At 72.7% G+C, this 23,358-nt stretch carries 20 protein-coding genes; 11 read left to right on the top strand and 9 right to left on the bottom strand.

Annotated elements, in window-relative coordinates:
* Positions 1-6: 6 nt before the first annotated feature.
* Positions 7-591 (bottom strand): TetR/AcrR family transcriptional regulator, encoded by a 585-nt coding sequence (locus tag LO762_RS11215; RefSeq protein WP_230614533.1) that lies wholly within the window; start codon positions 589-591, stop codon positions 7-9.
* A gap of 192 nt (positions 592-783) precedes the next feature.
* Between LO762_RS11215 and LO762_RS33075 the strand changes: the two genes are divergently transcribed.
* Together LO762_RS33075 and lhgO are read left to right on the top strand one after the other, a co-directional pair.
* The gene (locus LO762_RS33075; RefSeq protein WP_304523644.1) at positions 784-3,261 is read left to right on the top strand and encodes an MFS transporter; all 2,478 of its coding nucleotides are present in this window, start codon (positions 784-786) and stop codon (positions 3,259-3,261) included.
* 179 nt (positions 3,262-3,440) lie between these two features.
* On the top strand, positions 3,441-4,637 hold the full coding sequence (gene lhgO / locus LO762_RS11200) for an L-2-hydroxyglutarate oxidase (RefSeq protein WP_230614532.1): 1,197 nt from the start codon (positions 3,441-3,443) through the stop codon (positions 4,635-4,637).
* An 84-nt stretch (positions 4,638-4,721) separates the two neighbouring features.
* On the opposite strand, the gene LO762_RS11195 is transcribed toward lhgO, so the two are convergent.
* Together LO762_RS11195 and LO762_RS11190 are read right to left on the bottom strand one after the other, a co-directional pair.
* On the bottom strand, positions 4,722-5,687 hold the full coding sequence (locus tag LO762_RS11195) for a hypothetical protein (RefSeq protein WP_230614531.1): 966 nt from the start codon (positions 5,685-5,687) through the stop codon (positions 4,722-4,724).
* A 301-nt stretch (positions 5,688-5,988) separates the two neighbouring features.
* The gene (locus tag LO762_RS11190; RefSeq protein ID WP_230614530.1) at positions 5,989-7,407 is read right to left on the bottom strand and encodes an amidase; all 1,419 of its coding nucleotides are present in this window, start codon (positions 7,405-7,407) and stop codon (positions 5,989-5,991) included.
* A 137-nt stretch (positions 7,408-7,544) separates the two neighbouring features.
* Between LO762_RS11190 and LO762_RS11185 the strand changes: the two genes are divergently transcribed.
* On the top strand, positions 7,545-8,129 hold the full coding sequence (locus tag LO762_RS11185) for a TetR/AcrR family transcriptional regulator (RefSeq protein WP_230614529.1): 585 nt from the start codon (positions 7,545-7,547) through the stop codon (positions 8,127-8,129).
* A gap of 79 nt (positions 8,130-8,208) precedes the next feature.
* On the opposite strand, the gene LO762_RS11180 is transcribed toward LO762_RS11185, so the two are convergent.
* Positions 8,209-8,826, bottom strand: coding sequence for a TetR/AcrR family transcriptional regulator (locus tag LO762_RS11180; RefSeq protein ID WP_230614528.1), 618 nt, complete (start codon positions 8,824-8,826; stop codon positions 8,209-8,211).
* Positions 8,827-9,211: 385 nt separating this feature from the next.
* On the opposite strand from LO762_RS11180, the gene LO762_RS11175 reads away from it, so the two are divergent.
* The 6 genes from LO762_RS11175 to LO762_RS11150 all read left to right on the top strand — a co-directional run bounded on the left by LO762_RS11175 (position 9,212) and on the right by LO762_RS11150 (position 16,436).
* Positions 9,212-10,846, top strand: a complete 1,635-nt coding sequence (locus LO762_RS11175; RefSeq protein WP_230614527.1) for an ABC transporter substrate-binding protein — start codon at positions 9,212-9,214, stop codon at positions 10,844-10,846.
* Between the two features lie 2 nt (positions 10,847-10,848).
* Positions 10,849-11,802: an ABC transporter permease gene (locus LO762_RS11170; protein ID WP_230614526.1), complete on the top strand. Its 954-nt coding sequence runs from the start codon at positions 10,849-10,851 to the stop codon at positions 11,800-11,802.
* Complete coding sequence (locus LO762_RS11165; RefSeq protein ID WP_230614525.1) at positions 11,799-12,662, top strand: ABC transporter permease; 864 nt, start codon at positions 11,799-11,801, stop codon at positions 12,660-12,662. Before LO762_RS11170 ends, LO762_RS11165 begins: the two co-directional genes overlap by 4 nt.
* Positions 12,663-12,664: 2 nt before the next feature.
* Positions 12,665-13,654 carry an ABC transporter ATP-binding protein gene (locus LO762_RS11160; protein WP_230614524.1) on the top strand — a complete coding sequence of 330 codons (990 nt, stop codon included), beginning with the start codon at positions 12,665-12,667 and terminating at the stop codon, positions 13,652-13,654.
* On the top strand, positions 13,651-14,496 hold the full coding sequence (locus LO762_RS11155) for an ABC transporter ATP-binding protein (RefSeq protein WP_230614523.1): 846 nt from the start codon (positions 13,651-13,653) through the stop codon (positions 14,494-14,496). Before LO762_RS11160 ends, LO762_RS11155 begins: the two co-directional genes overlap by 4 nt.
* 116 nt (positions 14,497-14,612) lie before the next feature.
* On the top strand, positions 14,613-16,436 hold the full coding sequence (locus LO762_RS11150) for a CocE/NonD family hydrolase (protein ID WP_230614522.1): 1,824 nt from the start codon (positions 14,613-14,615) through the stop codon (positions 16,434-16,436).
* A 377-nt stretch (positions 16,437-16,813) separates the two neighbouring features.
* On the opposite strand, the gene LO762_RS11145 is transcribed toward LO762_RS11150, so the two are convergent.
* Together LO762_RS11145 and LO762_RS11140 are read right to left on the bottom strand one after the other, a co-directional pair.
* A complete protein-coding gene (locus LO762_RS11145; protein WP_230614521.1) occupies positions 16,814-17,335 on the bottom strand; it encodes a hypothetical protein in 522 nt (173 codons plus the stop codon).
* 316 nt (positions 17,336-17,651) lie between these two features.
* On the bottom strand, positions 17,652-18,863 hold the full coding sequence (locus LO762_RS11140; RefSeq protein ID WP_230614520.1) for a cytochrome P450: 1,212 nt from the start codon (positions 18,861-18,863) through the stop codon (positions 17,652-17,654).
* 113 nt (positions 18,864-18,976) lie between these two features.
* On the opposite strand from LO762_RS11140, the gene LO762_RS11135 reads away from it, so the two are divergent.
* Positions 18,977-19,579, top strand: a complete 603-nt coding sequence (locus LO762_RS11135; protein ID WP_230614519.1) for a TetR family transcriptional regulator — start codon at positions 18,977-18,979, stop codon at positions 19,577-19,579.
* A gap of 31 nt (positions 19,580-19,610) precedes the next feature.
* Here the strand turns inward: LO762_RS11135 and LO762_RS11130 are convergent, their stop codons facing one another.
* The 3 genes from LO762_RS11130 to LO762_RS11120 all read right to left on the bottom strand — a co-directional run bounded on the left by LO762_RS11130 (position 19,611) and on the right by LO762_RS11120 (position 22,755).
* Positions 19,611-20,219: a nucleoside deaminase gene (locus LO762_RS11130; RefSeq protein ID WP_230614518.1), complete on the bottom strand. Its 609-nt coding sequence runs from the start codon at positions 20,217-20,219 to the stop codon at positions 19,611-19,613.
* A 22-nt stretch (positions 20,220-20,241) separates the two neighbouring features.
* On the bottom strand, positions 20,242-21,270 hold the full coding sequence (locus LO762_RS11125; RefSeq protein ID WP_230614517.1) for an aromatic ring-hydroxylating dioxygenase subunit alpha: 1,029 nt from the start codon (positions 21,268-21,270) through the stop codon (positions 20,242-20,244).
* 312 nt (positions 21,271-21,582) lie between these two features.
* The gene (locus LO762_RS11120; RefSeq protein ID WP_230614516.1) at positions 21,583-22,755 is read right to left on the bottom strand and encodes an MFS transporter; all 1,173 of its coding nucleotides are present in this window, start codon (positions 22,753-22,755) and stop codon (positions 21,583-21,585) included.
* Positions 22,756-22,862: 107 nt separating this feature from the next.
* On the opposite strand from LO762_RS11120, the gene LO762_RS11115 reads away from it, so the two are divergent.
* Entirely contained in the window at positions 22,863-23,354 is a 492-nt protein-coding gene (locus tag LO762_RS11115; RefSeq protein ID WP_230614515.1) for a MarR family winged helix-turn-helix transcriptional regulator, read from the top strand.
* Positions 23,355-23,358: the final 4 nt, after the last annotated feature.

Raw genomic sequence — 23,358 nt, 5'->3', positions numbered from 1 at the left:
GTCGGTTCACTCGTAGGGGAGCGCCAGTTCGTCCAGGGCGGCTTCGATGAGGGTGAACAGCGGGGTGTCGTCGTCGGTGTCGAACCACACATGGCCCGCCGCGCGGATCGCCGACAGGTAGCCGGCGGCCAGGACGCGGGCGTGCACGCGGGATCCGCCGTCGCGCTCGCGGATCCGGCGCGCGAGATCACGTTCCAGGACCGCCTGGTTGGCCAGGAGCCTGGCCAGCAGGCACGGGTGGCGCCTGGCCAGCTTGGAGCGGGCGACCCACTCGCGGTCGGGCTCGGCCAGCGGGGCGAGCAGCAGCTCGGAGGCGGCGCGCAGCGCGCGCCAGCCGGACAGCGCGGCGGGCTGCTCGTCCATCAGCTCGATCAGCCGCCGCCACAGGTCCTCCTCGCCGAACACGACGGCCTCCGCCTTGTCGGCGAAGTAGTTGAAGAACGTGCGCCGGGACACCCGCGCGGCGTCGGCGATCTCCTCGACGGTGATCCCGTCGAATCCGCGCTCGGTGGCGAGGCGGAGGGCGGCGCGGTGGACGGCCAGCCGGGTCTCGGCCTTCTTCCGCTCGCGCAGGCCCCGCGTGCTGCTCATGCCCCACATCGTACGCGGCTGCGCGGCCAAGGATGCCCATTGTGCAACTTTGCACAAAGTGCAGGTAACCTCGGTGCGTTGCAATCGTTACTTGGGGGACGTCTGGTGACAAACAAGGCATCCGCGGCCGTGCTTCCCGAACCGAAGAGCCAGCAGGAGATCAACCGATCCCTGGTCGGCCTGCTGACGGTCATGGGCATCGGCCTGATGAGCAGCACCATCGTGTCGGTGGCGCTGCCGCAGATCGTGGGGTCGCTCGGCGGCTCCCAGGCGCAGTACACGTGGGTCGTCACCGCGACGCTCCTGACCATGACGGCCAGCACCCCCATCTGGGGCAGGCTCGCCGACCTCTTCAACCAGAAAATGCTGCTCCAGGTGGGCATCGTGATGTTCGTCATCGCGTCCCTGGCCTGCGGGTTCGCGCAGAACACCGGGCAGCTCATCGCGTTCCGCGCGGTCCAGGGCGTCGGCGCGGGCGCGCTCCAGGTCCTGGTCCAGGTGATCATCGCGGCGATGATCGCGCCGAAGGAGCGCGGCAAGTACAACGGCTACCTCGGCGGCGTCATGGCGTTCGCCACGGTCGGCGGCCCGCTGCTCGGCGGGGTGCTCGCCGACTCGCCGCTCGGCTGGCGCTGGTGCTTCTTCATCGCGGTGCCGTTCCTGCTGATCGCGTCGGTGATCCTGCACCGGTTCCTGCACGTCGCGACGGTCCGGGCCGAGAACGTCAAGATCGACTACTGGGGAGCGGGCCTCATCGCGGCGGGCGTCAGCCTGCTGCTGGTCTGGGTGACCTTCGCGGGCGACAGCTACCCGTGGTGGTCGTGGGAGACCGCCGCCATGGTCGGCGGCAGCATCACCCTGCTCGGCCTGGCGACCGTCGTCGAACTGCGCCACCCGCAGCCCGTGGTGCCCGTGCACATCGTGCGGCAGCGCACCCCGCTGCTCGCGATCATCGCCAGCCTCGCCGTCGGCATGGCCATGTTCGGCGGCTCGGTCTTCCTCGGCCAGTACTTCCAGATCGGCCGCGGCTACTCGCCGACCGAGGCGGGCCTGCTCACCATCCCGATGATGCTCGGCGTGCTGGTCGCCGCGACGGTCTCCGGCCGGATCATCTCCCGGACCGGCACCGTCCGGCCGCACATCATCGCCGGGCTCGTCGTCCTCATCGCCGGGTTCGCCGCCATGTCGGTGATCGACCACGAGACGAGCCTGTACTACATCGGCTTCGCCATGGCCCTGATCGGGATCGGCGTCGGCGCGTCCCTGCAGAACCTCGTCCTCGTCGTCCAGAACAGCGTGTCCCTCCAGGACATGGGCGCGGCCAGCGGTGCCGTGACGTTCTTCCGCTCCCTGGGCGGCACGATCGGCGTCTCGGTGCTGGGCGCGATCCTCGCCACCCGCGTCACCGACCTGATCAAGGAGGGCTTCGCGAAGATCGGCGTCACGCCGTCCGGGTCGCGGGGCGGCAACCTCGACATCGCCGCGCTGCCCGCCCCGCTCCAGGAGATCGTCCGCTTCGCCTACGGTGACGCGACCGGGCACATCTTCCTCGTCTCGCTGGGCGTCGCCGTGGTCGGCCTCGTCGCCGCCGTCTTCCTCAAGCCGCCCGCGCTGCGCGAGAGCCTCGACCTGCACGCGGCCGAGCCCGTCGAAGGCGACGCGGCGGCGGAGCCCTTGGTCGCAGGGCCCGCCGAGACGACGATCACCGACCTCACCGGCGGGCATGCCGAACCCGAGCCGGTGCTGGCCGGGGCCGTCCGGGCGGACGTGTCAGCGCACCGGGATTCCGCCGAGGCGCCCACCGAGGGGTTCGCGGTGGTCACGACCGGCCCGAACGCGCTCCTCTCCACCGGGCCCCAGGCGGTGCTCACGGTCGGCGAGACGACCGACGGGATGCCCGTGGTGCGCGGCCGGGACGGGCACGCCGAGCCCAAGCACGTCGCGGCCAAGGTGACGCGGGGCCCGCGCCACCTGACGCCGGGCGGGCGGCGCGAGCGGATCACCGGGAACGCCCTGCTCGTGGTGGGCGCGCTCGCCGTGGTCGGCCTGGTCGCCGGGGCCGTCACCGTGCGCGGCGACAACGGCCAGGTGGACGTCGCGCGCGACAACATCCGGGTCGCCCAGGAGGCGCAGGCCGCCGACCGGTACACGCGGGCGGTGCGGCAGCTCGGCTCGGCCAAGACCGAGATCCGGACGGGCGCGGTCTACGCGCTGGAGCGGGTCGCGGCCGACGCGCCGCGTGAGCGGCCCGCCGTCCGTGGCGTGCTCGCCGCGTTCGTCCGCGAGCACGACCCGGCGCCGGACCTGCCGCTGCCCGCCACCCCGGCGCCCGACGTCGCCGTCGCGCTGCGGGTCCTCGCCGAGCAGCCGCGCGCCGCCGGAGAGCACCTCGACCTGTCGGCGATCCGCGTGCGCGGCGGCGACCTCTCCGGCGCCGACCTGCGCGGCGCCACCCTGGCGGGCGCCGACCTGCGCCGCGTCAACCTGGCCGGGGCCGACCTGGAGGGCGCCGACCTGCGCGGCGCCCGGCTGCGCAACACCGACCTGACCGACACCAACCTCTCCGGCGCCGACCTGCGCGGCGCCCACGGCGTCACCCTCGAATCCCTCCAGACAATGACAACCCGCCTGGACGGCACAGCCCTCGACCCGGCCCCCACAACGGGCTGACCCCCGGCCGCGCCGACAAAAGCACGGCCGGGGCCCTGGTGGGTGCCAGGGCGACGGCGTGGGCCCGCCCCGACCTCCGGGGCGGGCCCACGCGGCTCGGCGTCTCACCGTCGCGATTCACTAGGGGGTGAGGCGCGCGCCAGCCGGGGTGCGTGGGAGACGGACGGGTTGGCCGGGGTATGGGTGAAGAGAGTGTGGGGATTGTTGGGGCGGGGATCGTCGGGTTGGCGGTGGGGCGGGAGATCGTTCGGCGGCGGCCTGGGACGCGGGTGGTGGTCCTGGAGAAGGAGGATCGGGTCGCGGTCCATCAGACGGGGCACAACTCCGGTGTTGTGCATGCGGGGATCTACTACAAACCGGGCAGTCTCAAGGCGGAGTTGTGTACTCGGGGGAGGCTGCTGCTGCGGGAGTACTGCCAGGAGCGCGGCTTGCCTTATGACGAGTGCGGGAAGCTCGTTGTGGCGGTCACCCAGGAGGACGTGGCTCGGATGGACGAGCTGCACCGGCGGGCCGACACCAACGCGGTGCCGGGTCTGCGCCGGATCGGCCCCGCCGGGATCCGTGAGATCGAGCCGCACGCGACGGGCCTGGCGGCGTTGCACTCGCCCGTCACCGCGATCACCGACTACGTCGGGATCGCCGAGGCGTTCGCGGCCGAGATCACCGGGGCGGGCGGCGAGATCCGGTTCGGCTTCCCCGTCACCGGGGTGCGTGAGAGCGCCGGAGGGATGGAGGTGACGTCGGGAACCGAGACGGTCAGGGTGGACAGGGTGATCCTGTGCGCGGGCATCCACGCCGACGTGGTGGGCCGGATGGCCGGGGACACGCCCGAGCCCCGGATCATCCCGTTCCGCGGCGAGTACATGGTGATCCGTCCCGAGAAGCGCGACATGGTGCGCGGCCTCATCTATCCCGTGCCCGATCCGCGCTACCCGTTCCTCGGCGTCCATTTCACCCGGCGGGTCTCCGGCGACGTCGAGGTGGGCCCCAACGCCGTCCTGGCGTTCGCGCGGGAGGGCTACCGTCGGTCGGACGTCTCCCCGGCCGACCTCGCCGCCATCGCGGGCTGGCCCGGAATGTGGCGGATGGCCCGACGCCACTGGCGCACCGGCGTCCGGGAGATGTACGGGTCCTTCTCCAAGCGCGCCTACATGAGATCGGCGAGGCGGTATGTCCCGGAGATCGGGGCGGCCGACGTGGTGCGCGCCGGATCCGGCGTCCGCGCCCAGGCCCTGGACCGCGACGGCACACTCGTCGACGACTTCCGCATCCACCGACTCGGCCCCGTCACCGCCGTCCGCAACGCCCCCTCACCCGCCGCCACATCCGCCATGGCCATCGCCGAACACGTCCTGGACGTCCTAGACGGAAGCTGATCCGCGCAGTTCATGACCCTTTGACGCGTTGTCCGGGCAGCGGGGCGGAGTCAAACTCCAGCCCCGTCAACAGGGCACGCCCTGCTACATCAGCAACGTTCGCAACTGCTGGCGCATGGTCTTGATCTCTCGCCCGTCTCGCCACGGGGCGGGGGAGTGGGAAAGGGCGAAGATCTCAGCCAGGTAGCCGTCCAGACGAGCTGAGGAGACCATCGGAGCGATACGGCCTAGGGTGCCCATCAATTCGGCGGCCAGCAGCGGCTGGTTCGTTCGCAAGGCCACGAGAACTTGCCGGGCCAGGTAGTTTGCTCCGAGCAGGGGAGATGTGGAATCCAGGAGTTTCACCGCTTCGCCGAGGGTGCTCTGTGCCGCTTTCCAGTTACCTTGATGGTAGTGCGAGACACCTACGTCTCCCACCACAATCGCACGTCGGAAGTCTGGCAGTTCGACGCCGATCTCCTGTGCTCGGTTCAGGTGTGTGGACGCGTTCTTCTTTTCGTTGAGTATTCCGAGCGCACCGCCGAGATTCGCGTGCGCCTGCGATTCCCGCTCTATCGATATATCTGGAACCGTCAGCGCGCGACGCGCGTAGTACTGCCCGCGTTGCCCATCTTTATCATAAAGGTAGAACACGGAGAGTTCGTTGAGCGCGCTGGCTTGCCCATCGCTGTCTCCTGCTCGTTCAGCGAAGACGGCGGCGAGCTTTCCCGCCTCCTGGGCCTGCGGAAGATCCTTGATGTCGTAGTGTACGAGCGAGACCTGCCGGGCCAGTGACGACGCCGCGCTGAGGAGTCGGGTGTCCTTACTGTTAGTGATGACACTCTGGACACGGCGAAGGTGCCGGGTGGCGTCTTGGAGCGCGGAAAATCCCCCCGATCCGTAGTAAGATTCTCTGATCTTGCCTGAGAGTAGGCTTACATATTCCGGATCTCGGTAGGGGTTACCGTTGGCGCTCGGCACCAAACTAACGGACGCCATGCTGGCGAGAAATTTGCGTCGTTTCACTTCCGCCTCACCCGGTTTGCGTCGTATGGCCACTTCGTAGCCCACGCGTCCCAAGATTTTGAGCTTCCATGAGACGAGGCTAACCCTGGAGGATGTCTGGTGCCTAGCGCCTATCTCCTCAGAGGGGACGGATAGTTCCGTCCCTCATGGTCGGCTATCGGGATCGGTCTCGATCGCCGCGCATCCATCCATGATCGCCGAGGGGCGACCACGCGGGGCGGGGGAAAGGCACCTGTGGGCCTCTCTGATGATCGCGGATGGCGGAATGTGTGTGTGGTTGTTCGGTTGGAGGGGGTGGCGGGCTGACGGGCGGCGGGCGCCTTGGGGGGAGCCCGCCGCCTCCGTGTCAGCGCGGGTCGATGGGTGTGCCGAAGCCGCTGTGTGCCTCGATGGCGGCGGCGGTGTCCAGGAGGAGGTCCTCGGTGAACCGGCCGCCGATGAGTTGGACGCCGATGGGGAGGCCGGTGTCTTGGCCGGTGGGGACGCTTACTGCGGGGAACCCGAGTACGGGCACCGCGATCATCGGCCACTGGGCGGCGAAGAGGCTGCGGGCCCTCGCGCCGTCGAGGTAGTCGGCGTCCTGCTCGAACGCGGGCTCGGCGGACGCCGGGGTGAGGAGCACCGTGTCGTCGCCCAGGAGTTCCTGGAGCCTGGTGATGAGGGTGGCGCGGCGCGCCCAGCCCTGGATGTAGGCGGTGACGCCCGGTTCCGCGCCCCACAGTTCGGCCGCCGCCTCGTAGCAGTGGACGAGGCCCCGGCGGGTCGCCTCGTCGCCCATCGCGCGCATCTGGGGCAGCATCGGCCGCATGTCCTCGAACAGGAGCAGCGACCACAGGCGGGCCGCCTCGCCGAGCAGCGGGAGGTCGATCTCCTCGACCTGGTGGCCCGCCTCGGCGAGCCAGGCCGCCGCCCGGTCCACCCCGGCGTCCATCGCGGGCAGCGACTTGGCCAGGCCCACGTCCCGCACCACCTTGACCTTCGCCGGGGGACGTCCGGCGGTGGAGGGCGGCGCGGCCGGGATGCCGAAGGGGTCGCGCAGGTCGGGGGAGACCATCGCGTGCAGCGCCAGCCTGGCGTCCTCGACGGTCCTGGCCAGCGGGCCCTGCACCGCCCACGTCTGGAACGTCAGCGGCCCCTCCAGCTCGATGTCGAGCGGCGGCATCCAGTTGGACACCAGCCCGACCGTCGGCCGGACCCCGACGACGCCGCAGCAGGCGGCCGGGTAGCGGATCGAGCCGCCGATGTCGTTGCCCTGCGCGATCGGCGTCATCCCGGTCGCGACGCCTGCGGCGGCGCCGCCGCTGGAGCCGCCCGGCGTGCGCGCGGCGTCGTAGGGGTTGAGCGTCCTGCCGTGCGGGTCGTTGGTGGAGAACCAGCGCATCGAGAACGCCGGCGCGTTGCTGCGGCCCAGGAAGACCGGGCCCGCCGCGCGCAGCGCGCTGATACAGCCCTCGTCGCCGGGCGCGTACTGGTTGACGAGCGCGGACAGGCCCTGGCTGGCCAGTTTGCCTTTCTCCGCCGTGTTGATCTTGGTGGAGACCGGCACCCCGTGCAGTGGCCCGAGCGGTGCGCCCGCCGCGACGGCGGCGTCGGCGCGGGCCGCCTCGGCGAGGGTCTCCTCCGGCCGCAGTTCGACAAGGGCGTTCACGGTCGGGTTGACCGCCGCGATCCGGTCCAGGCTCGCGCGGGCGACCTCCGTCGCGGAGAACTCGCGGTCCCTGATCCCCGCCGCCAGCCGGGTCGCGGGCAACTGCCACAGCTCCATGTGTGCGCTCCTCGGCGTCCATGACGCGGCGGGCCCGACGGGTCCGCCGCGATCGGTGATGGCAGCACACCGTACGTTATGCAACGCCAATGTACAATAGTGTTGTACAACGCCGTGGTCACCGTTACGCTGCCGCCATGCCGGTTGAGATCGATGTGGCCCAGCGCCTCCAGACCATCGCCGACGCGACCCTGCGGATCGTCGCGGAGGACGGGGTGGACGGGGTGACCATCAGGGCCGTCGCCCAGCGCGTCGGCGGCTCCACGACGCTCGTCACCAACTATCTGCCCACCAGGGCGGCGCTGCTCGGCAACGCGCTGGAGCACGCCGTCCGGAACTGGGGGGCGGAGATGGAGGAGGCGCTGGACGGGGTGCCGCCGCACGAGCGGCTCGCCGTCTCCACCCGGTGGGCGTGCTCCACCGGCGGCGACGACGTGGTGTTGCGGCGGCTGCTCATGGAGATGCTCGGCCGCGAGGAGCCGGGCTCGGCCGCCCTCGCCGTCGTCCGCGCGGACGCCAGGAGCGGCCAGGAGACCATCGCGGCCGCCGCCGCCGACGCGAACGCCCCCGACCCGGCCTTCGTGGCCGACGTCCTGCACCTCGTGCTGCGCGGCTTCTACCTGTCCAGCCTGGAGGACCCCGAACGCTGGCACGAGGGACGGGTCGTCCCCGTGATCGACAGGCTCGTCGGACTGCTCGCCGCCGCCCCCCGGCCCTCCTAGGCGCACGATGGCGCGACCCGGCACGTCCCCGGTTCCCGGCCCCCGCGCGCGGCGCGGCGGCCGGGCGGGGGCCGCGCGCTCAGACGTCCGTGTCGGGCCGCTCGGGGTCGGGCGTCCGGGCCGCGAGGGCGTCGGTGAGCTGGCGGGCGAGCTCCTTCATCCCGGCCTGCCGGGACGCGGGGAAGGGCAGCCCGGCCAGCATCGAGTGGCCGAACGCCATGCAGATGAGGGAGTAGGCGAGCTGCCTGCTCTCGGCCGCGTCACAGCCGGGCACCGCCGCCCGGACGGCCGCCGCGATGTCCCGCTCCAGCCCCCGGTAGGTCTCGTAGATGCGGCCGCGGAGCCTTACGTCGTGCATCGCGCCGCTGATGAGGTTCTCGATCACCAGGTCGTCGTCGTTGCGCGCCATCTGCGGCCCGAACAGGAAGTCCACCAGCGCCCCGAGCGCCGCGCGCGGCTCCCGCCCCTCGGTCGCGGCGCGCGTCCCGGCGAGGTAGGGGGTCATCTCGTGCTCCCACAGCGCGTGCAGGAGCTCGTCCCGGTTGCCCACGTAGTGCCGGACGTGCGACCTGCTCATGCCCGCCTCAAGCGCGATCCGCTCCTGGGTGGCGCCGGCCAGCCCGTGCTTGGCGACGGCCCGCGCCGCGGCCTCCAGGATCTCCCGCCGCCGCTGTCCGGCGAGGCTCGGTCTTCCCACCGGGATCCGCCCTTCTCCTGATTAGTTCTGCAATATTGCTCAATAACCCGGTGCCGTGTGGGCACCGGGTCCCGTCCGGGGCCTCCGAGCATGCCAAGGGGTCCCGCGCCGCCGCAAACCGGGGCCTCGGCAAGCCCTCATGCGGTGCTGCCCGCATGCCCCCGCACCCGTCCCGAGCTGCGCCGCTGTGCGCCCGGGGTGCCCGCCGTTCACCTTCCGGCCCGGTCGATGACGTTTTAGTTTTGCAGTATTGACAATCAATTCGGCCGCGTCCATGCTCGACCCCGAAGACCTGGATCGGGTCGCCCCCACCCCTCGCCGCGCCGCCTGAGCGGGCCGCGCAGATCACCGCATCCCGCACCTGACACGAAGGGTCCCCGTCCCCATGCACCGTTCTCGTCTGACCGCCGTCGCCGCGGTCCTCGCCGGACTCGTCCCCCTCGCCGCCTGCTCCGGCTCCGGCGGCGGCAAGGGCGCCGACCCGGCCGGGACCGCGCCGGTACCCGTCACCACCGCCGTGCCCGCCCCGACGTCCGAGGTCGCCTCGATCACCTGGAACATCCCGAGCGGCGAACCGCCCGTCCTCGACCCGGCGGCGTCCTCGATCGAGCCGGTCAGCACCGTCGTCGCCAACCTCTGCGAGAGCCTGTTCACCTTCGGCCCCGGCTACGAGCGCCTGCCCGCGCTCGCCACCGACCTGGCGCACCCCGACCCGCTGACCTACGTCGTCAAGCTCCGCGAGGGCGTCAGGTTCTGGAACGGCGACCCCGTCACCGCCGACGACGTCCTGTACAGCATCCAGCGCATCCTCAACCCGGCGCTCGGCTCCGCCTGGATCGGCTGGTCGGCGCACCTGCGCGACGTGCGCGTCACCGGCGCGCACGAGATCACCATCCGGCTCCGCAAGGCCGACGTGCTCGTCCCGAACTTCCTGGCCACGCCCGCGTTCAGCGTCGTGCAGAAGAAGTACGCCGAGCGGGCCGGGAAGGCGTTCGGCACCGCCCAGGGCGGCCTCATGTGCACCGGCGCCTACAAGCTCGGCACCTGGGCCCAGGGCCAGCGCATCACCATCGAGCGGAACGACGGCTGGTGGAACGCGGAGACGGCCAAGCCGAAGGTCGGCAAGGTCGACTTCACGTTCGTCACCGACCCCGCCGCCCAGGCCGCCGCGCTGGCCAGCGGCGACGTCGACGGCCAGTTCACCGCGCCGCGCGCCGCGCACGCCCAGCTCGCCGGCAAGGGCAACCTGCTGTTCAACACCGGCCTGGGCGCCACCTTCCTCGCGGTGCTCAAGCAGGACGGCGCGCTCGGCGACCCCGCCGTCCGCGCCGCCCTCCAGAAGGTCATCGACTACCGGGGCATCCTGGAGTCCGTCTACGGCGGCACCGCCCAGCCGCTGCGCTCCCTCGTCCCGCCCGGCGCCTGGGGCTACGCGCCCGAGGCCCTGAAGGCCGGATACGACGCGCTGCCCGAGCCCGCCCAGGACCTCGACGGCGCCAAGAAGCTCGCCGCGGGCTCCGCCAAGGCCAAGGAGAAGATCGTCCTGGCCTACGCGACCTCCAGCGAGGAGGAGACCCGCATCGCCACCGCGATCGGCGACTCCGCCGCGCAGGCCGGGCTGAACGTCGAACTGCGGCCGCTCAACCCGCAGCAGTACGGCGGGATCTTCTCCTCCGCCGAGGCGCGCGCCGAACTCGACGCGTTCATCGTCACCGGCTACCTCGACTTCCCCGAGCCGGTCGCCTACTACTCGTACTTCACCACCGGGAACTTCTACAACTTCGCCGGATACCGCAACACCGACTACGACAAGGCCGTCGCCGCCGCGCAGGGCGAGGAGGACCCCGTCAAGCGCGCCGGACACGTCGTCAAGGCGCAGGCCGTGATGGCCGCCGACCTGGTGAACATCCCGATCGCCACGCAGTACGTCAACGTGTACTACGGATCGAAGCTGACCGGGCTCGCCCCCTCCCACCGCGACGTGTACACGCCGTGGGCCGCCTCCCTCGGCGGGAAGTGACGGTGCGTTCCTTCGCCGTCCACTGCGGCCGCCGCGTCCTCGGCGCGGCGGCCACGGTCCTCGTCGCCTCGGCGGCGGTGTACGGGTCGCTGCGGCTGATGCCGGGCGACCCCGTCCTGGCCGTCAGCGGAGCCAGCCGCCTGTCGCCCGACCAGATCGAGGCGCTGCGCCAGCGGTACGGGCTCGACCAGGGCGTCGTCACCGGCTACCTGGACTGGCTCGGGCACGCGCTCCGGCTCGACCTGGGCACGTCGCTGAGCTTCCAGACCGAGGTCGGCACGCTCGTCTCGGCCCGGCTCGGCGTGTCCGGCCTGCTCATCGCGTACGCCGCGATCCTCGCGCTCGTGCTCGGCCTCGGCACCGCGCTCGTGTCGGCGGTGCGCGGCGGGCTCGCCGACCGGATCGCCACCGCGGCCGCCGCCGTCGCCACCGCGACGCCCTCGTTCGTCGCGGCGATCATCCTGCTCGCGGTGTTCGCCGTCGGGCTCGGCTGGTTCCCCGCGACCGGCGCGGGCAGCGGCTTCGCCGACCGGCTCTGGCACCTGACGCTCCCGGCCGTCGCCATGGCGATCGCCGTGTTCGGGGTGCTCGCCCGGGTCGGGCACGCCGCGCTGCGCGCCGAACTCGACCGCGAACACGTCGAGGCGGCGCGCGGGCGCGGCGTCGGCGGCGCCGCCCTGATCGCCCGGCACGTGGTGCGCAACGCGCTCGCGCCGCTGGTGACGGTCATCGGCGTCATGGTCGCGAGCCTGTTCGTCGGCACCGCCGTGGTGGAGACGGCGTTCGGGCTCGACGGGGTCGGCTCGCTGCTCATCACCGCCGTCTCCCGCCGCGACTTCCCCGTCGTGCAGGGCATCGCGCTCATCGCCGTGCTCCTGTTCGTCGTGGTCAACACGGTCGTGGACCTGGTGCTGCCGCTGCTCGACCCGCGCACCGCCCGGGGGGTGAAGGCATGACGCTCGCCGTCGCCAAACTCCGGCCCGGTCGGCTCCGGCTCCGGCGCAGGCATCCGGCGGCCGTCGTCGCCTCCGCCGGGTTCCTCGTGGTCGTCGCGCTCGCGGGCCTGCTCGCGCCGCTGCTCGCGCCGCACGACCCCGACACGACGAGCCTGCTGAACTCGCTCGCGCCGCCCGGCACCGAAGGCCACCTCCTCGGCACCGACTCCACCGGACGCGACGTGCTGTCGCGCGTCATGTACGGGGCCCGGCTGTCGCTGCTCGCCCCGCTCGGCGTCGTCGCGCTGTCCCTCGTGCTCGGCACCGCGCTCGGGCTGCTCGCCGCGCGCGCCGGAGGCTGGGCCGACGCCGTCATCTCACGCGGCATGGACGTGGTGTTCGCCTTCCCCGGCCTGCTCCTCGCGATCCTCGCGTCGGCCGTCACCGGGCCAGGGCTCACCGCGCCCGTGTGCGCGCTGGCCGTCGCCTACACGCCGTTCATCGGACGGATCGTGCGGAGCGCCGCCGTCCAGGAAGGCGCCCGGCCGTACCTGGAGGCGTCACGCGTCCTCGGGTACGGGGAGGTGTCGGTGACGCTGCGGCACCTGCTCCCGAACATCCTGCCCGTGCTCGTCGCACAGAGCGCCCTCGCCTTCGGATACGCGCTGGTGGACCTCGCGTCGCTGTCCTACCTGGGCCTCGGCGTCCGGCCCCCGGCCGCCGACTGGGGCTCCATGATCAGCCAGGCGCAGAGCGCCATCCTCCAGGGCTCCCCGTGGAGCGGCCTCGTCCCCGGCGTCGCGGTGCTGCTCACCGTCATCGCCGTCAACGTGCTGGGCGGGCACCTCGGCGGGACCATCGCCAGAAAGCAGGACACGTGAAAGTGCTGGAGAAGAGAGCGAAGGACACCACGGACGGCACCGCCGCCGACGCCCTGGACATCCGCGGGCTCGGCCTCTCCCTCGGGCCGGTGCCGCTGCTCGCCGACGTCACCGTGCGGGTCGCGCGCGGCGAGACCGTCGGCCTCGTGGGGGAGTCCGGCTCGGGCAAGTCCCTCACCGCGCGCAGCGCCCTCGGCATGCTGCCGCGCGGGGCGCGCGCCACCGGCCGGGTCACCGTCGCCGGACGCGACGTGCTCGGCGCGGGCCGGGCCGCGCTGCGGGACGTGCGGCGGCACCGGGCCGCGATGGTCTTCCAGGACCCGAGGTCGGCCATCAACCCGGTGCGCCGGGTCGGCGACCACCTCACCGAGGGGCTGCGCGCCCGTGGCGTCCCGGCGAAGGCGGCCCGCTCGCGCGCCGCCGACCTGCTCGCCCAGGTCGGCATCCGGGACCCGCGCGGGGCGCTGCGCCGCTACCCGCACGAGTTCTCCGGCGGCATGCTCCAACGCGTCATGATCGCCGGGGCGCTCGCCGCCGAACCCGACCTGCTGCTCGCCGACGAGCCCACGACGGCGCTCGACGTCACCACCCAGGCCGAGGTCGTCGGGCTGCTGCGGCGGCTCCAGGCCGAACGCGGCACCGGGATGCTGTTCGTGACGCACGACCTCGACCTCGCCGCCGCGATCTGCGACCGGATCTACGTCATGTACGCGGGCCGGATCGTCGAGGAGGCGCCCGGCGCCGCGCTGTTCGCCGAGCCCGCCCACCCGTACACGCGGGCGCTGCTGGAGGCCAGCCCGTCGCTGCACGGGCGGGCGGAGATCAGGGCGATCAAGGGGGCGCCGCGCGCGCTGGCGGAGGCGCCTTCCGGGTGTGCGTTCCGGGACCGATGTCCGCGTGCCGTGGAGGAGTGCGCGGCCGGGGTTCCCGAGACGCGCTCGCACGGGCTTTCAGCGGTCGCCTGCCTGCGGCCCGGGAAGGAGGCGGCATGAGCGGCGCGGGGAAGGGGTTGCCCTCGGGGGCGACGGGCGGCGCGCCGCTGCTTGAGGTCGCCGGGCTGGTGAAGCGGTTCGGGTCCTTCACCGCCGTCGACGGGGTGGACTTCACGCTGCTGCCCGGCCAGTCGCTCGGCATCGTCGGCGAGTCAGGCTCCGGCAAGACGACCGTCGCGCGGATCCTCGCCGGGCTCGAACACCAGACCGCCGGGACGGTGCTGCTGGAGGGGCGGCCCTTGGGGGGACGGTCGCGGCGCGACCGGCTCCGGCAGGCCGCCGCGCTCCAGATGATCTTCCAGGACCCGTACGGCTCGTTCGACCCGCGCCGGACCGTCGCGGAGTCCGTCGCCGAACCGCTGCGGCTGCACGCGCCGGGACCGGCCGCCGCGCGGCGCGCCCGCGTCGCCGAGCTGCTCGACCAGGTCGGGCTGAACGAGCGGCTCGGGGCGGCGCTGCCGCGCGAGCTGTCCGGCGGGCAGCGGCAGCGCGCCGCGATCGCGCGGGCCCTGGCCGTGCGGCCTCGGGTGCTCATCCTCGACGAGGCGGTCGCGGCGCTCGACGTGTCCATCCAGGCGCAGATCCTGACGCTGCTGGACGGGCTGCGCCGCGACACCGGCATCGCCTACCTGTTCGTCAGCCACGACCTCGCCGTCGTCAGGTACCTCACCGACAGCGCCCTCGTGATGCGCGGCGGCCAGGTCGTGGAACGCGGCGAGACCGAGGACCTGCTCCGCGCCCCGCGGCACCCCTACACCCGGCTGCTGCTCGACTCCGTCCCGGGCCCCGGCTGGGACCCCGACCGCGTCGCGGCGGGCCGCCGAGCCCTCGACGTCCCCTGACCCTCGCCTCACGGGGCTCTCGCCGCCCCACTCGAACCACTCCCGGGGATCGCGCGCGCCCGACGACATCGGGCCGTGACGCGCCCTCTGGACCACGACAAACAGGAGAACCCGTTATGCCGACGATTGATCGGATCACGCCCGCGCCTGTTCCGGCGGACGCCGAACAGGTGCTCGTCCCGATGCGGGACGGTGTCCGGCTGGCCGCCGACGTCTACCGGGCGGACACCGCCGACGGGCGCGCTCCCGTGATCCTCACCCGTGTCCCGTACGACAAGGACGGCGAGTACTGCTTCCTGCCGGAGATCGCCCGGTACTTCCGGGCGCGCGGGTACACGGTCGTGGTCCAGGACGTCCGGGGCAAGTTCCGGTCCGAGGGCGTCCCCGAGTTCGGGGTGCACGAGGTGGAGGACGGGCAGGACACCCTGACGTGGATCGCCGCCCAGCCCTGGTGCACCGGCGACATCGTCATGTGGGGCGACTCCTACTTCGGCTACACCGCGATCGCCGCCGCGATCGGCGGGCATCCGGCGCTGCGGGCGATCGCGCCGCGCGTCACCGGGTCGCAACTCTCCACGGTGCTCGACCACGGCGACGGCACCCGCGACGTCGAACAGACCGCCCGCAAGGTGTACTTCGCCACCCACTTCGTGGACCGCGACACCTACGAGTGGGAGGTCGACTGGACGGCACGGCCGCTCCGCGCCGAGTTCGAACGGTTCTTCGCCGCGCTGGGCCGCCGCTCCGCGAACTTCGACGCGGAGTTCGGCGACGGCCCCGGCTTTGTGCCGCCGTCACCGAAGGAGCTGCCCGCCGCGCCGCCGGTGCCCGCCCTCTACACGATCGGCTGGTTCGACAACTGCGCGCTCTGGTCGTGGCTCGACGTCCGGGCGCTCACCGCGACCCCCGGCTGGGCCGACACACTGCACCTGCGCGTCGAGGCCATCGACCACGAGAACAACCGCCTGTCCCGCTCCCCGATCCGACCCGAGGACGACCACACCCTGAACCCCGCCGCCCGGTCCCGCCTCCTCCCGGAGTACCTGGACCCGGCCCTGGAGTTCTTCGACGCGGTCCTGGGCCGCTCCTCCTCTCCCGTCCCCCGCCTGACCTACGAGATCTGCCACGGCGAGTGGCGAACCGTCCCCGACGACGTCTCCTTCCCCCCGTCCGGAACCCCCTCCTGGACCTTCCCCCTGGCCCCAGGCGGCCGCCTCCTCACCGAAGCCTCCTGGGCGCCCGACCCACACCCCGAGGGCGAAGAAGCCATCTCGGTCCACGCCCCGGAGCCGGAGAGCCAGGCCGCCCGCCTGCGCGATCCGGACGAGGAGGGCGAAGCCGCCCGGCCGCACGATCCGGCCGCTGAAGACGAACCGGTCTCGCTGCATGATCCGGACGAGGGGGGCGAAGCCGTCTGGGTGCACGACCCGGCGAACCTGGTGCCGTCCGTGAGCGCGAACCCGTTCGCCGCCCTGCACGACCGCCCCGACCTCGCTCCGCTCGCCGACCGCCCGGACGTCCTCCGCTTCACCGGCACCCCCGTCCGCACCCCGGTGGACCTCATCGGCTGGGCCGTCGCCCGCCTCCTCCTGGACGCCCCGGAAGGCGCGAACATCCACGCCCGCCTCCTGGACCTGTCCCCGGACGGCACCGCCCACCTCATCACCAAGGGCCAAACCCACCTCCCCACCGGCGCCTCCGCCTCCCCCGTCATCATCGACCTCCAACCCATCGCCTACCGCCTCCCCCCAGGCCACACCCTGTCCCTCGACATCACCAGCAGCGACTACCCCGACTACCTCCCCGAATCCCCCCCGACCACCAACCCCTGGACCACTCTCCCCACCTCCCCAACCCCCCGCCGCCTCCACCTAGCCACCCCCACCCCCTCCACCCTCCACATAGGCCCCCAACCCCCCAACACCCACCGAACCCCCTGACCGCCCCCAACCACCCCACCCCCGCCGAACAAAAAACGCCCCCGGGCCCTACCACCCCAAACCAAGCCCGGGGGCCACCCCCAACCCGCTCTCCCCACCCACCGCACCCCGCCAAAGCCCGCCACCCCTCACCAACGCAACACCTCCAACAACCAGCGCACCCGGGAAGGCGAAGTCCCGGTGCGGTGGATGGGTTGTGGCCTCACCACAAACCCAAGCCACGCCCATCCGCCCTCCCACGCCAAAGCCCAACAGCCCACTCTCCTCGCCCGCCGCCTCTCACCAGCGCGACACCTCCACCCGCCAGCGCCCGCACGGAGGCGAAGCGCGCGGTGCGATGGATGGGTCGCGGCCTCACCACAAACCCCGTTCGCGGGTCAGGGTTGTGGGCCTGCGGGGGTGTCGGGTGGGGGGAGGGTGGCGTGGAGGTGGTGGATGGTCTGGAGGATCTTGGTTCGGTTCTTCGCGGACTTGATCCAGGTGGGTAGGCGTTCGAGTAGGGAGGTGGGAGCGGCGGGGGCGGCGGTGCCGCGTTCACGGAGGTGGGCGGACACGTAGGTTTCCAGGAGGGTGAGGTGTTGGGCGTTGTAGGCCCAGAGGATGTGGCCGCGGACGTCGGCCTGGAGCCAGAGCGGGTGGTGGAAGTAGGGGTCGTGCGGGGTGCCGAAGGTGAGGGTGGTGGCGGTGGTGTCCCGGACGAGGGCGCAGGTGTCGCAGCGGAGTCGTCGGTCGGGGTGCGGGGCTCCGGGAGGCTTGGTTCTGTCTGGCGGAGTGCTGGGCCGGGGTACGACGACGGCGCAGGCCGTGCAGCGGGGGCACCGGACCAGCACCTCGTCCAGAAAGTCGTACAGGTGCTCGCGCCGGTCCTGGAAACGTGCGCGATGCCCCTTTGCGGCCATCCGCCCACCCTGCCAGAGTTCCCCGGGCGTGTGCACGGCCCGGGGGACGCCCGCCGCAAGGCGCCGACAGTGCCGCCGTGGGAGTCGGGCGGCGAGGGTCGCCACGGGTCTTGGAACCCCTCGCGTGCGGCGCGGGTCGCCACGGGTCGTGGAGCCTCGTGGGCGGCGCGCGGATGTCCTTCGTCGTCGTGGAGATGCCGGATAGGGAGGTGGGGGCGGCGGGGGCGGTTGGGTCAGTGTTGTGGGCTTGTGGGGGTGTCGGGTGGGGGAAGGGTGGCGTGGAGGCGTTCGAGGAGGGAGGCGGGGGCGGTTGGGGTCAGGGGGGTGGGTTGTTGAGGGTGGGGGTGGGGAGGGAGTGCCAGCCTCGGGTGAAGGGGGAGGAGATGCGGTGGGCGGAGGGGAGGTCTACGGAGAGGTGGGGGTGGCGGGTGTAGAGCTCTTCGAGGGCGACGCGGGCTTGGAGTTTGGCCAGGTGGGAGCCGATGCAGAAGTGGGGGCCGCTGGCGAAGCCGAGGTGGCGGGGGTGGGGGCGGGTGATGTCGAGGGCGGCGGCGGTGGGGCCGTACTCGCGTTCGTCGCGGTTGGCGGAGCCGTAGAGCATCATCACCTTCTCGCCCTCGGGGATCTCGACGCCGTGCAGGGTGACGGGGCGGGTGGTGGTGCGGGCCAGGGCCTGGACGGAGCCCTCCAGGCGGAGGAACTCCATGAGGGCGTTCGGGATGAGGGAGAAGTCGGCGACGAGGCGTTCGCGTTGGGCGTGGTCGGAGTCCAGCAGGACGACGGCGTGGGAGATGAGGTTGCCGGTCGTGTCGTTGCCGCCCGCGACCATGACGAAGCAGAAGCCGAGGATGTCCCAGTCGGTGAGGCGCTCGCCGTCGGGCCCGTCGAGCCCGACGCGGGTGAGGGCGCTGATGAGGTCGTCGGCCGGGTCGGCGCGGCGGGCGGTGATGAGCGCGCCGAAGTACTCGAACATCTCGCCGACGGCGGTGACGGCCGCCGTGTCGTCCAGGGACAGGCCCTCGTCCTGGATCGTGGTGAGCGCGGTGACCCACGGGTCGAACCGGGCCCTGTCGGTTTCCGGCACGCCGAGCAGCCGGGCCAGCGCGAAGGTGGGGAGCGGCGAGGAGTAGTCGCGGTGCAGGTCGGGCACGCCGCCCTCGGCGGCGGTGCGCTCCATCGCGGCGAGCCGCCCCCGGACGAACCCGCGCAACTCCTCCTCCATCGCGGCGATCCGGCGTGGCGTGAACCCGGCCGAGATCAGCCGCCGCAGCGCGGTGTGCCGTGGCGGGTCCAGCATGACGAGTGTCGGCGGCAGGCCCAGCGCGGTGATCTCGTCGGGCGCGAAGGTGAGGCCCCGCGCCGAGGAGAACGTCGCCGGATCGCGCACCGCGGCCCAGACGTCGGCGAACCGGGACAGCGCCCAGTAGTGCGGCGCCGGGTGCCGGTGCACCGGCTCGGTGTCGCGCAGGACGCGGTAGGCGGGATACGGGTCGGCCTGGAACGCGGGGTCGAACGGGTCGTAACGCATCGGGCACCTCGCCGGGGGTGGGCGGCGGCACGGAGCCCGCCCGCCGAGCCGACCGCGCCGATCGACCCGAACTAACGGACCCCGTTATTAACACCTCCTGTTACTATCACCCCATGGCCAGGGACGCAACCGGAACGAGGGCCCGGCTCGTGCGGGCCGGCGCGCGCCTGTTCGCCGAGCAGGGTGTGGACGCCGCGAAGACGCGCGACATCGTGTGGCTCGCCGGCCAGGGCAACGACTCGGCGATCACCTATCACTTCGGTTCGCGGCGCGGCCTGCTCGAAGCGATCCTCCAGGCCGGGATGGACCGGATGGAGCCCGTCCGCGCCGCCGCCGACCTCGCCGCCGCCGACGTGCCGGAGATCGTCGCCGCGATCGTCGCGCCGATCGCCGCCGAGCTGCGCACCGACGAGGGCCGCCACTTCCTGCGGGTCGTCGCCCAGGTCGCGGGCCAGGCCGGGGTGCGCACCCGCGAGTCCCCGGCGTTCCTCGCGGGCACCGAGATCTCCCGCCAGCTCTCCGTCCTGGAGAAGGCACTCATGGCGCGCCTGCCGGAGCCGGTCGCCCTGGAGCGGGTCGCCGCCCTCATCGCCTTCCTCACCGCCGTCCTCGCCGACCGCGCCGCCCGCCCCGACCCCCCGCTCCTGCCCCACGACGTCTTCACCGCCGACCTCACCGCCATGCTCACCGCCGCCGCCCAGGCCCCCGCCCCCTGACCCGCGCGCGGGTCAGGGGAGGGGGAGGGGCTCAGACGGTGGCGGTGCCTCGGGCGTTGTAGACGACGGCGTCGTCTCGGGCGCCGTACTCGGCGAAGACGGCGATGGCCTCCTCGCGGGCGTCGCCGAAGGCGACCTCGATGCCGCGGGCGGCGAACTGGGCCGCCCAGTCCTCGCGCATCGGGCCCTCGTCGAAGCCGGTCAGCTCCTCCAGTTCGGGGCCGTCGCCCGCGATGAGCAGCCGCCGCACGCCCGACCACATGGCGGCGCCGTAGCACATCACGCAGGGCCGCCAGTTGACGACGAGTTCGAGGTCGGGCGTGCCGGGCGCGCCGAGGTCCCAGCGGCCGAGCCGGGTCTGCGCGAGCGAGAGCGCGGTGACCTCGGCGTGCACCGACGACAGCCCGGACGCGAGCACGACGTTCACGCCCGCCGAGATGATCAGACCGCTGTCGCGTTCCACCACGAGCGCCGCGAACGGGCCGCCGGTGTCCTCCCGGTGGTTGCGGGCCGCGAGCCGGTTGGTGAGGGCGAGCCGCTCGGCGTCGGACGGCGCGGCGGCGGGCACGTCCGCCAGCTCCGCCAGCACCCACGCGGGCAGCCGCGCGCCGAACGAGGTGGCGAGGGTCGAGACGTCCATGGGTGTTCTCCTCGGGTGGGGTTCAGGCGGTGAAGAAGTGGCTGAGGCCGAGGTCGCGCAGGCCGCGCCGGTAGGCGACGGAGCTGCGGTCGGCCGGGATGTTGACCTCGATCCGGGGGTCGAGCGGCAGGTTCTCCGGCCGCTGCGCCTCGACGATGCGGGCGTCCTCCTCGAAGACCGTCCGGTTGAAGTCGTACACGCCCTGCACGGGCTGGTCGGTGTCGAAGTCCCGGGCTATCGGCGCGAACATCCGGGTCCGGCGCGCCGACACGGGCGAGGCCGCGTTCATGATGTTGAGCCTTCCGCCGCCCGGGAAGTGCACGACGAGCGTCGCGGTGAAGGGGAGGTGCACGTCGAAGTGCCGCAGCCACAGGTACCCGTCGGGCGCCTTGGGTCCGCCTCGGGCGTAGTTGCTGACGGTGCTCCAGTAGTCGACGGAGAAGCCCTTCTCGTGCCGGACGGGGGTGTACTCGGGCACCTCGGTGTTGCCGGGGTCGCCGAAGGACTCCAGGTGGACGAACCCGAAGTGGGCGACGTCGAGGAACCCCTCGACCTGGCGTCCGGCGAACGCGGCGATGTCGATCCACGGGCAGTTGATCCGCTGGAATCCTGGTTCGTCCCACAGTGCCATGCGCGGGATGTCCGGCTCGTCCGATGTCGGCCGCAGGCACGTCCACACCAGCCCGTACCGCTCGACCGACGGGTACGTCGCCAGGTGCATCCGCTCGGGGATCTTCGCTGTCGGGTGCGCGGGGATCCCGACGCATCTGCCGCCCTCGCCGAACCGCAGCCCGTGGTAGGCGCAGGCGAGCGCGGTGCCGTCGCCGGAGCCCATGCTGAGCGGCAGGCCGCGGTGCGGGCACAGGTCGGGCGCGACGACGACGGAGCCGTTGGCCCGGTAGACGACGAGGCGCTCGTCGAGAAGGGTGACGGCCAAGGGCGCGCCATCCACCTCGCGGGTAAGGGCGACGGGGTACCAGTGCCGGGCGAGGATGGCCCAGTCGGCGGGGTCGAAGGTGCAGCCGCGCGGCAGCGACTCGGTCGCGGTCATCGGGGACTCCGTTTCGGGAGAGCGGGGGGAGGGGCGCGCGGCCCCGGCCGGACGCGGGCGCGTCCGGTGCTGCGCTCAGGCTGTTACAGCCTGGTCCCGTTGTCTCCCGTGCGCGACTCTGCCGCGCGTCCACGCGGTCCGGTGGACGAGCCGCCGCAGGTCACCCGCTGTCCGCACCCGTCCCACCTCCGTCCGTGGCCGTCTCCCGGCGTCCATTCTGGCCGCCGCGTCCGTTGACGACCAAGTTGGCTTATTCCGGTGTCCGTCCCGTTCCGTGGCCGTTACGGATGGATTGCCCGTACCGGGCGGCCGTCACACGGCGACGGGCACGGGCGCTCCGGCGGCCCGCCGCTCCAGCGCGTGGGACAGCCCGGTGACGGCGAGCGCCGCGCCCGCGAGCCCGGCCCCGACCCAGTTCGGCGCGGTGTACCCGTGCCCGGCGGCGATCACGAGCCCGCCGAGCCAGGCGGCGAGCGCGTTGCCGAGGTTGAACGCCCCGACGTTGACCGCCGACGCCAGCGTGGGCGCGGCGGCGGCCCCGTCCAGGACGCGCTTCTGCAGCGGCGGCACGGTCGCCATGCCGAGCCCGCCGACGAGCACGAGCGTGACGGCGGCGGGCAGCTTGGCGTGCGCGGTGAACGCGAACAACGTCAGCACGACGGCGAGCCCGGCGAGCGAGAGGTAGAGCGTCGGGAGGAGCGCCCGGTCGGCGAACCGCCCGCCGAGCAGGTTCCCGGCGACCATGCCGAGGCCGAGCAGTACGAGCAGCCAGCTCACCGACGACGCCGCGAACCCGGCGGTCTCGGTCATCATCGGCGCGAGGTAGGTGACGGCGGCGAAGACCGCGCCGAAGCCCAGCACCGTCATGGCCATGGCCAGGAGCACCTGCGCGTCGCCGAGCGCGCGGATCTCGTGCCGCAGCCGGACGCCCTCAGGAGCGGGGATCTCCGGGACGAGCCGGGCGATCCCGACGAGCCCGGCGACGCCGAGCAGGGCGACCGCCCAGAACGTGGCGCGCCACCCGAACACCTGCCCGACGTGCGTGCCGAGCGGCACGCCGACGAGGTTGGCCACGGTCAGCCCGGTGAACATCGCGGCGATGGCGGCGGTGGCCCGCTCGGGCGCGACGAGCCCGGCGGCGACGACCGAGCCGATGCCGAAGAACGCGCCGTGGCTGAGCGAGGCGACGACCCGTCCGGTGAGCATGATCCCGAAGGTGGGCGCGAGCGCCGACAGCGCGTTGCCGACGACGAAGAGCACCATGAGCAGCATGAGCATCCGCTTGCGTGAGACCCGGGTGCCCAGCGCCGTCATCACGGGTGCGCCCACGACGACGCCGAGCGCGTATCCGGTGACGAGCCAGCCCGCGGTCGGGATGGACACGTCGAACGAGGCGGCGGTGAGCGGCAGCAGGCCCATCATGGCGAACTCGGTGGTGCCGATGGCAAAGGCCCCGATGGCCAGGGCCAGGAGCGCGACGGGCATGTGGGTCCCCCAAAGATTGCGTCCACACTTAACAGGCGAAGACAATAGTTGCATACGCCGATTACTTGCAAGCGCGGGATACCGGCCTGTCTTGGTACGCTGTGCGCATGACCGCCCACCCCGAGCCGACGGCCCTGGCCCAGGGCTGGTGCGCGCTGTCCCTCCTGCACGGCAGGATCGACGCCCACCTCGAACGGGCGCTCCAGGCCGGGCACGGCCTGAGCGTCCGGGAGTTCTCCCTCCTCGACGTGCTCAGCCGCCAGCACGCGGGCGAGGGCGGCCACCTCCAGATGAAGCAGGTCGCCGACGCCGTCGTGCTCAGCCAGAGCGCCACGACCCGGCTCGTCACCCGGCTGGAGAACCGCGGCCTGCTCGCCCGCCACCTCTGCCCGACCGACCGGCGCGGCATCTACACCGACGTCACCCCCGCGGGCCTGGAACTGCTCGCCGAAGCCCGCCCCACCAACGACCGCGCGCTCCGCGAGGCGTTGGCCGCCGCCGCCGAGAACCCGCGGCTCGCGCCGCTCGTCGCCGCGCTGGCCGAGGTCCCGGCCGGAGGCCGGGGGCTGGACAGCCGCGCCGGGCCTCTGGCACCCTGAGGGA

It is taken from the genome of Actinocorallia sp. API 0066 (assembly GCF_020991275.1).
In the GTDB taxonomy this organism is placed as follows: Bacteria; Actinomycetota; Actinomycetes; order Streptosporangiales; family Streptosporangiaceae; genus Actinocorallia.
The sequence above is the reverse complement of the archived record's forward strand: the minus strand, read 5'-3'. Positions and strand labels throughout refer to the sequence as shown.

What these genes read in the sequence shown, in the direction of transcription:
- LO762_RS11190 (WP_230614530.1), bottom strand. Translation starts at nt 7,407, where the DNA reads ATGGAGCTGTGGCAGTTGCCCGCGACCCGGCTGGCGGCGGGGATCAGG.
- LO762_RS11135 (WP_230614519.1), top strand. Translation starts at nt 18,977, where the DNA reads ATGGCCAGGGACGCAACCGGAACGAGGGCCCGGCTCGTGCGGGCCGGC.
- LO762_RS11145 (WP_230614521.1), bottom strand. Translation starts at nt 17,335, where the DNA reads ATGGCCGCAAAGGGGCATCGCGCACGTTTCCAGGACCGGCGCGAGCAC.
- LO762_RS11130 (WP_230614518.1), bottom strand. Translation starts at nt 20,219, where the DNA reads ATGGACGTCTCGACCCTCGCCACCTCGTTCGGCGCGCGGCTGCCCGCG.
- LO762_RS11175 (WP_230614527.1), top strand. Translation starts at nt 9,212, where the DNA reads ATGCACCGTTCTCGTCTGACCGCCGTCGCCGCGGTCCTCGCCGGACTC.
- LO762_RS11120 (WP_230614516.1), bottom strand. Translation starts at nt 22,755, where the DNA reads ATGCCCGTCGCGCTCCTGGCCCTGGCCATCGGGGCCTTTGCCATCGGC.
- LO762_RS11115 (WP_230614515.1), top strand. Translation starts at nt 22,863, where the DNA reads ATGACCGCCCACCCCGAGCCGACGGCCCTGGCCCAGGGCTGGTGCGCG.
- LO762_RS11140 (WP_230614520.1), bottom strand. Translation starts at nt 18,863, where the DNA reads ATGCGTTACGACCCGTTCGACCCCGCGTTCCAGGCCGACCCGTATCCC.
- LO762_RS11185 (WP_230614529.1), top strand. Translation starts at nt 7,545, where the DNA reads ATGCCGGTTGAGATCGATGTGGCCCAGCGCCTCCAGACCATCGCCGAC.
- LO762_RS11215 (WP_230614533.1), bottom strand. Translation starts at nt 591, where the DNA reads ATGAGCAGCACGCGGGGCCTGCGCGAGCGGAAGAAGGCCGAGACCCGG.
- LO762_RS11155 (WP_230614523.1), top strand. Translation starts at nt 13,651, where the DNA reads ATGAGCGGCGCGGGGAAGGGGTTGCCCTCGGGGGCGACGGGCGGCGCG.
- LO762_RS33075 (WP_304523644.1), top strand. Translation starts at nt 784, where the DNA reads ATGGGCATCGGCCTGATGAGCAGCACCATCGTGTCGGTGGCGCTGCCG.
- LO762_RS11165 (WP_230614525.1), top strand. Translation starts at nt 11,799, where the DNA reads ATGACGCTCGCCGTCGCCAAACTCCGGCCCGGTCGGCTCCGGCTCCGG.
- LO762_RS11150 (WP_230614522.1), top strand. Translation starts at nt 14,613, where the DNA reads ATGCCGACGATTGATCGGATCACGCCCGCGCCTGTTCCGGCGGACGCC.
- lhgO (WP_230614532.1), top strand. Translation starts at nt 3,441, where the DNA reads ATGGGTGAAGAGAGTGTGGGGATTGTTGGGGCGGGGATCGTCGGGTTG.
- LO762_RS11125 (WP_230614517.1), bottom strand. Translation starts at nt 21,270, where the DNA reads ATGACCGCGACCGAGTCGCTGCCGCGCGGCTGCACCTTCGACCCCGCC.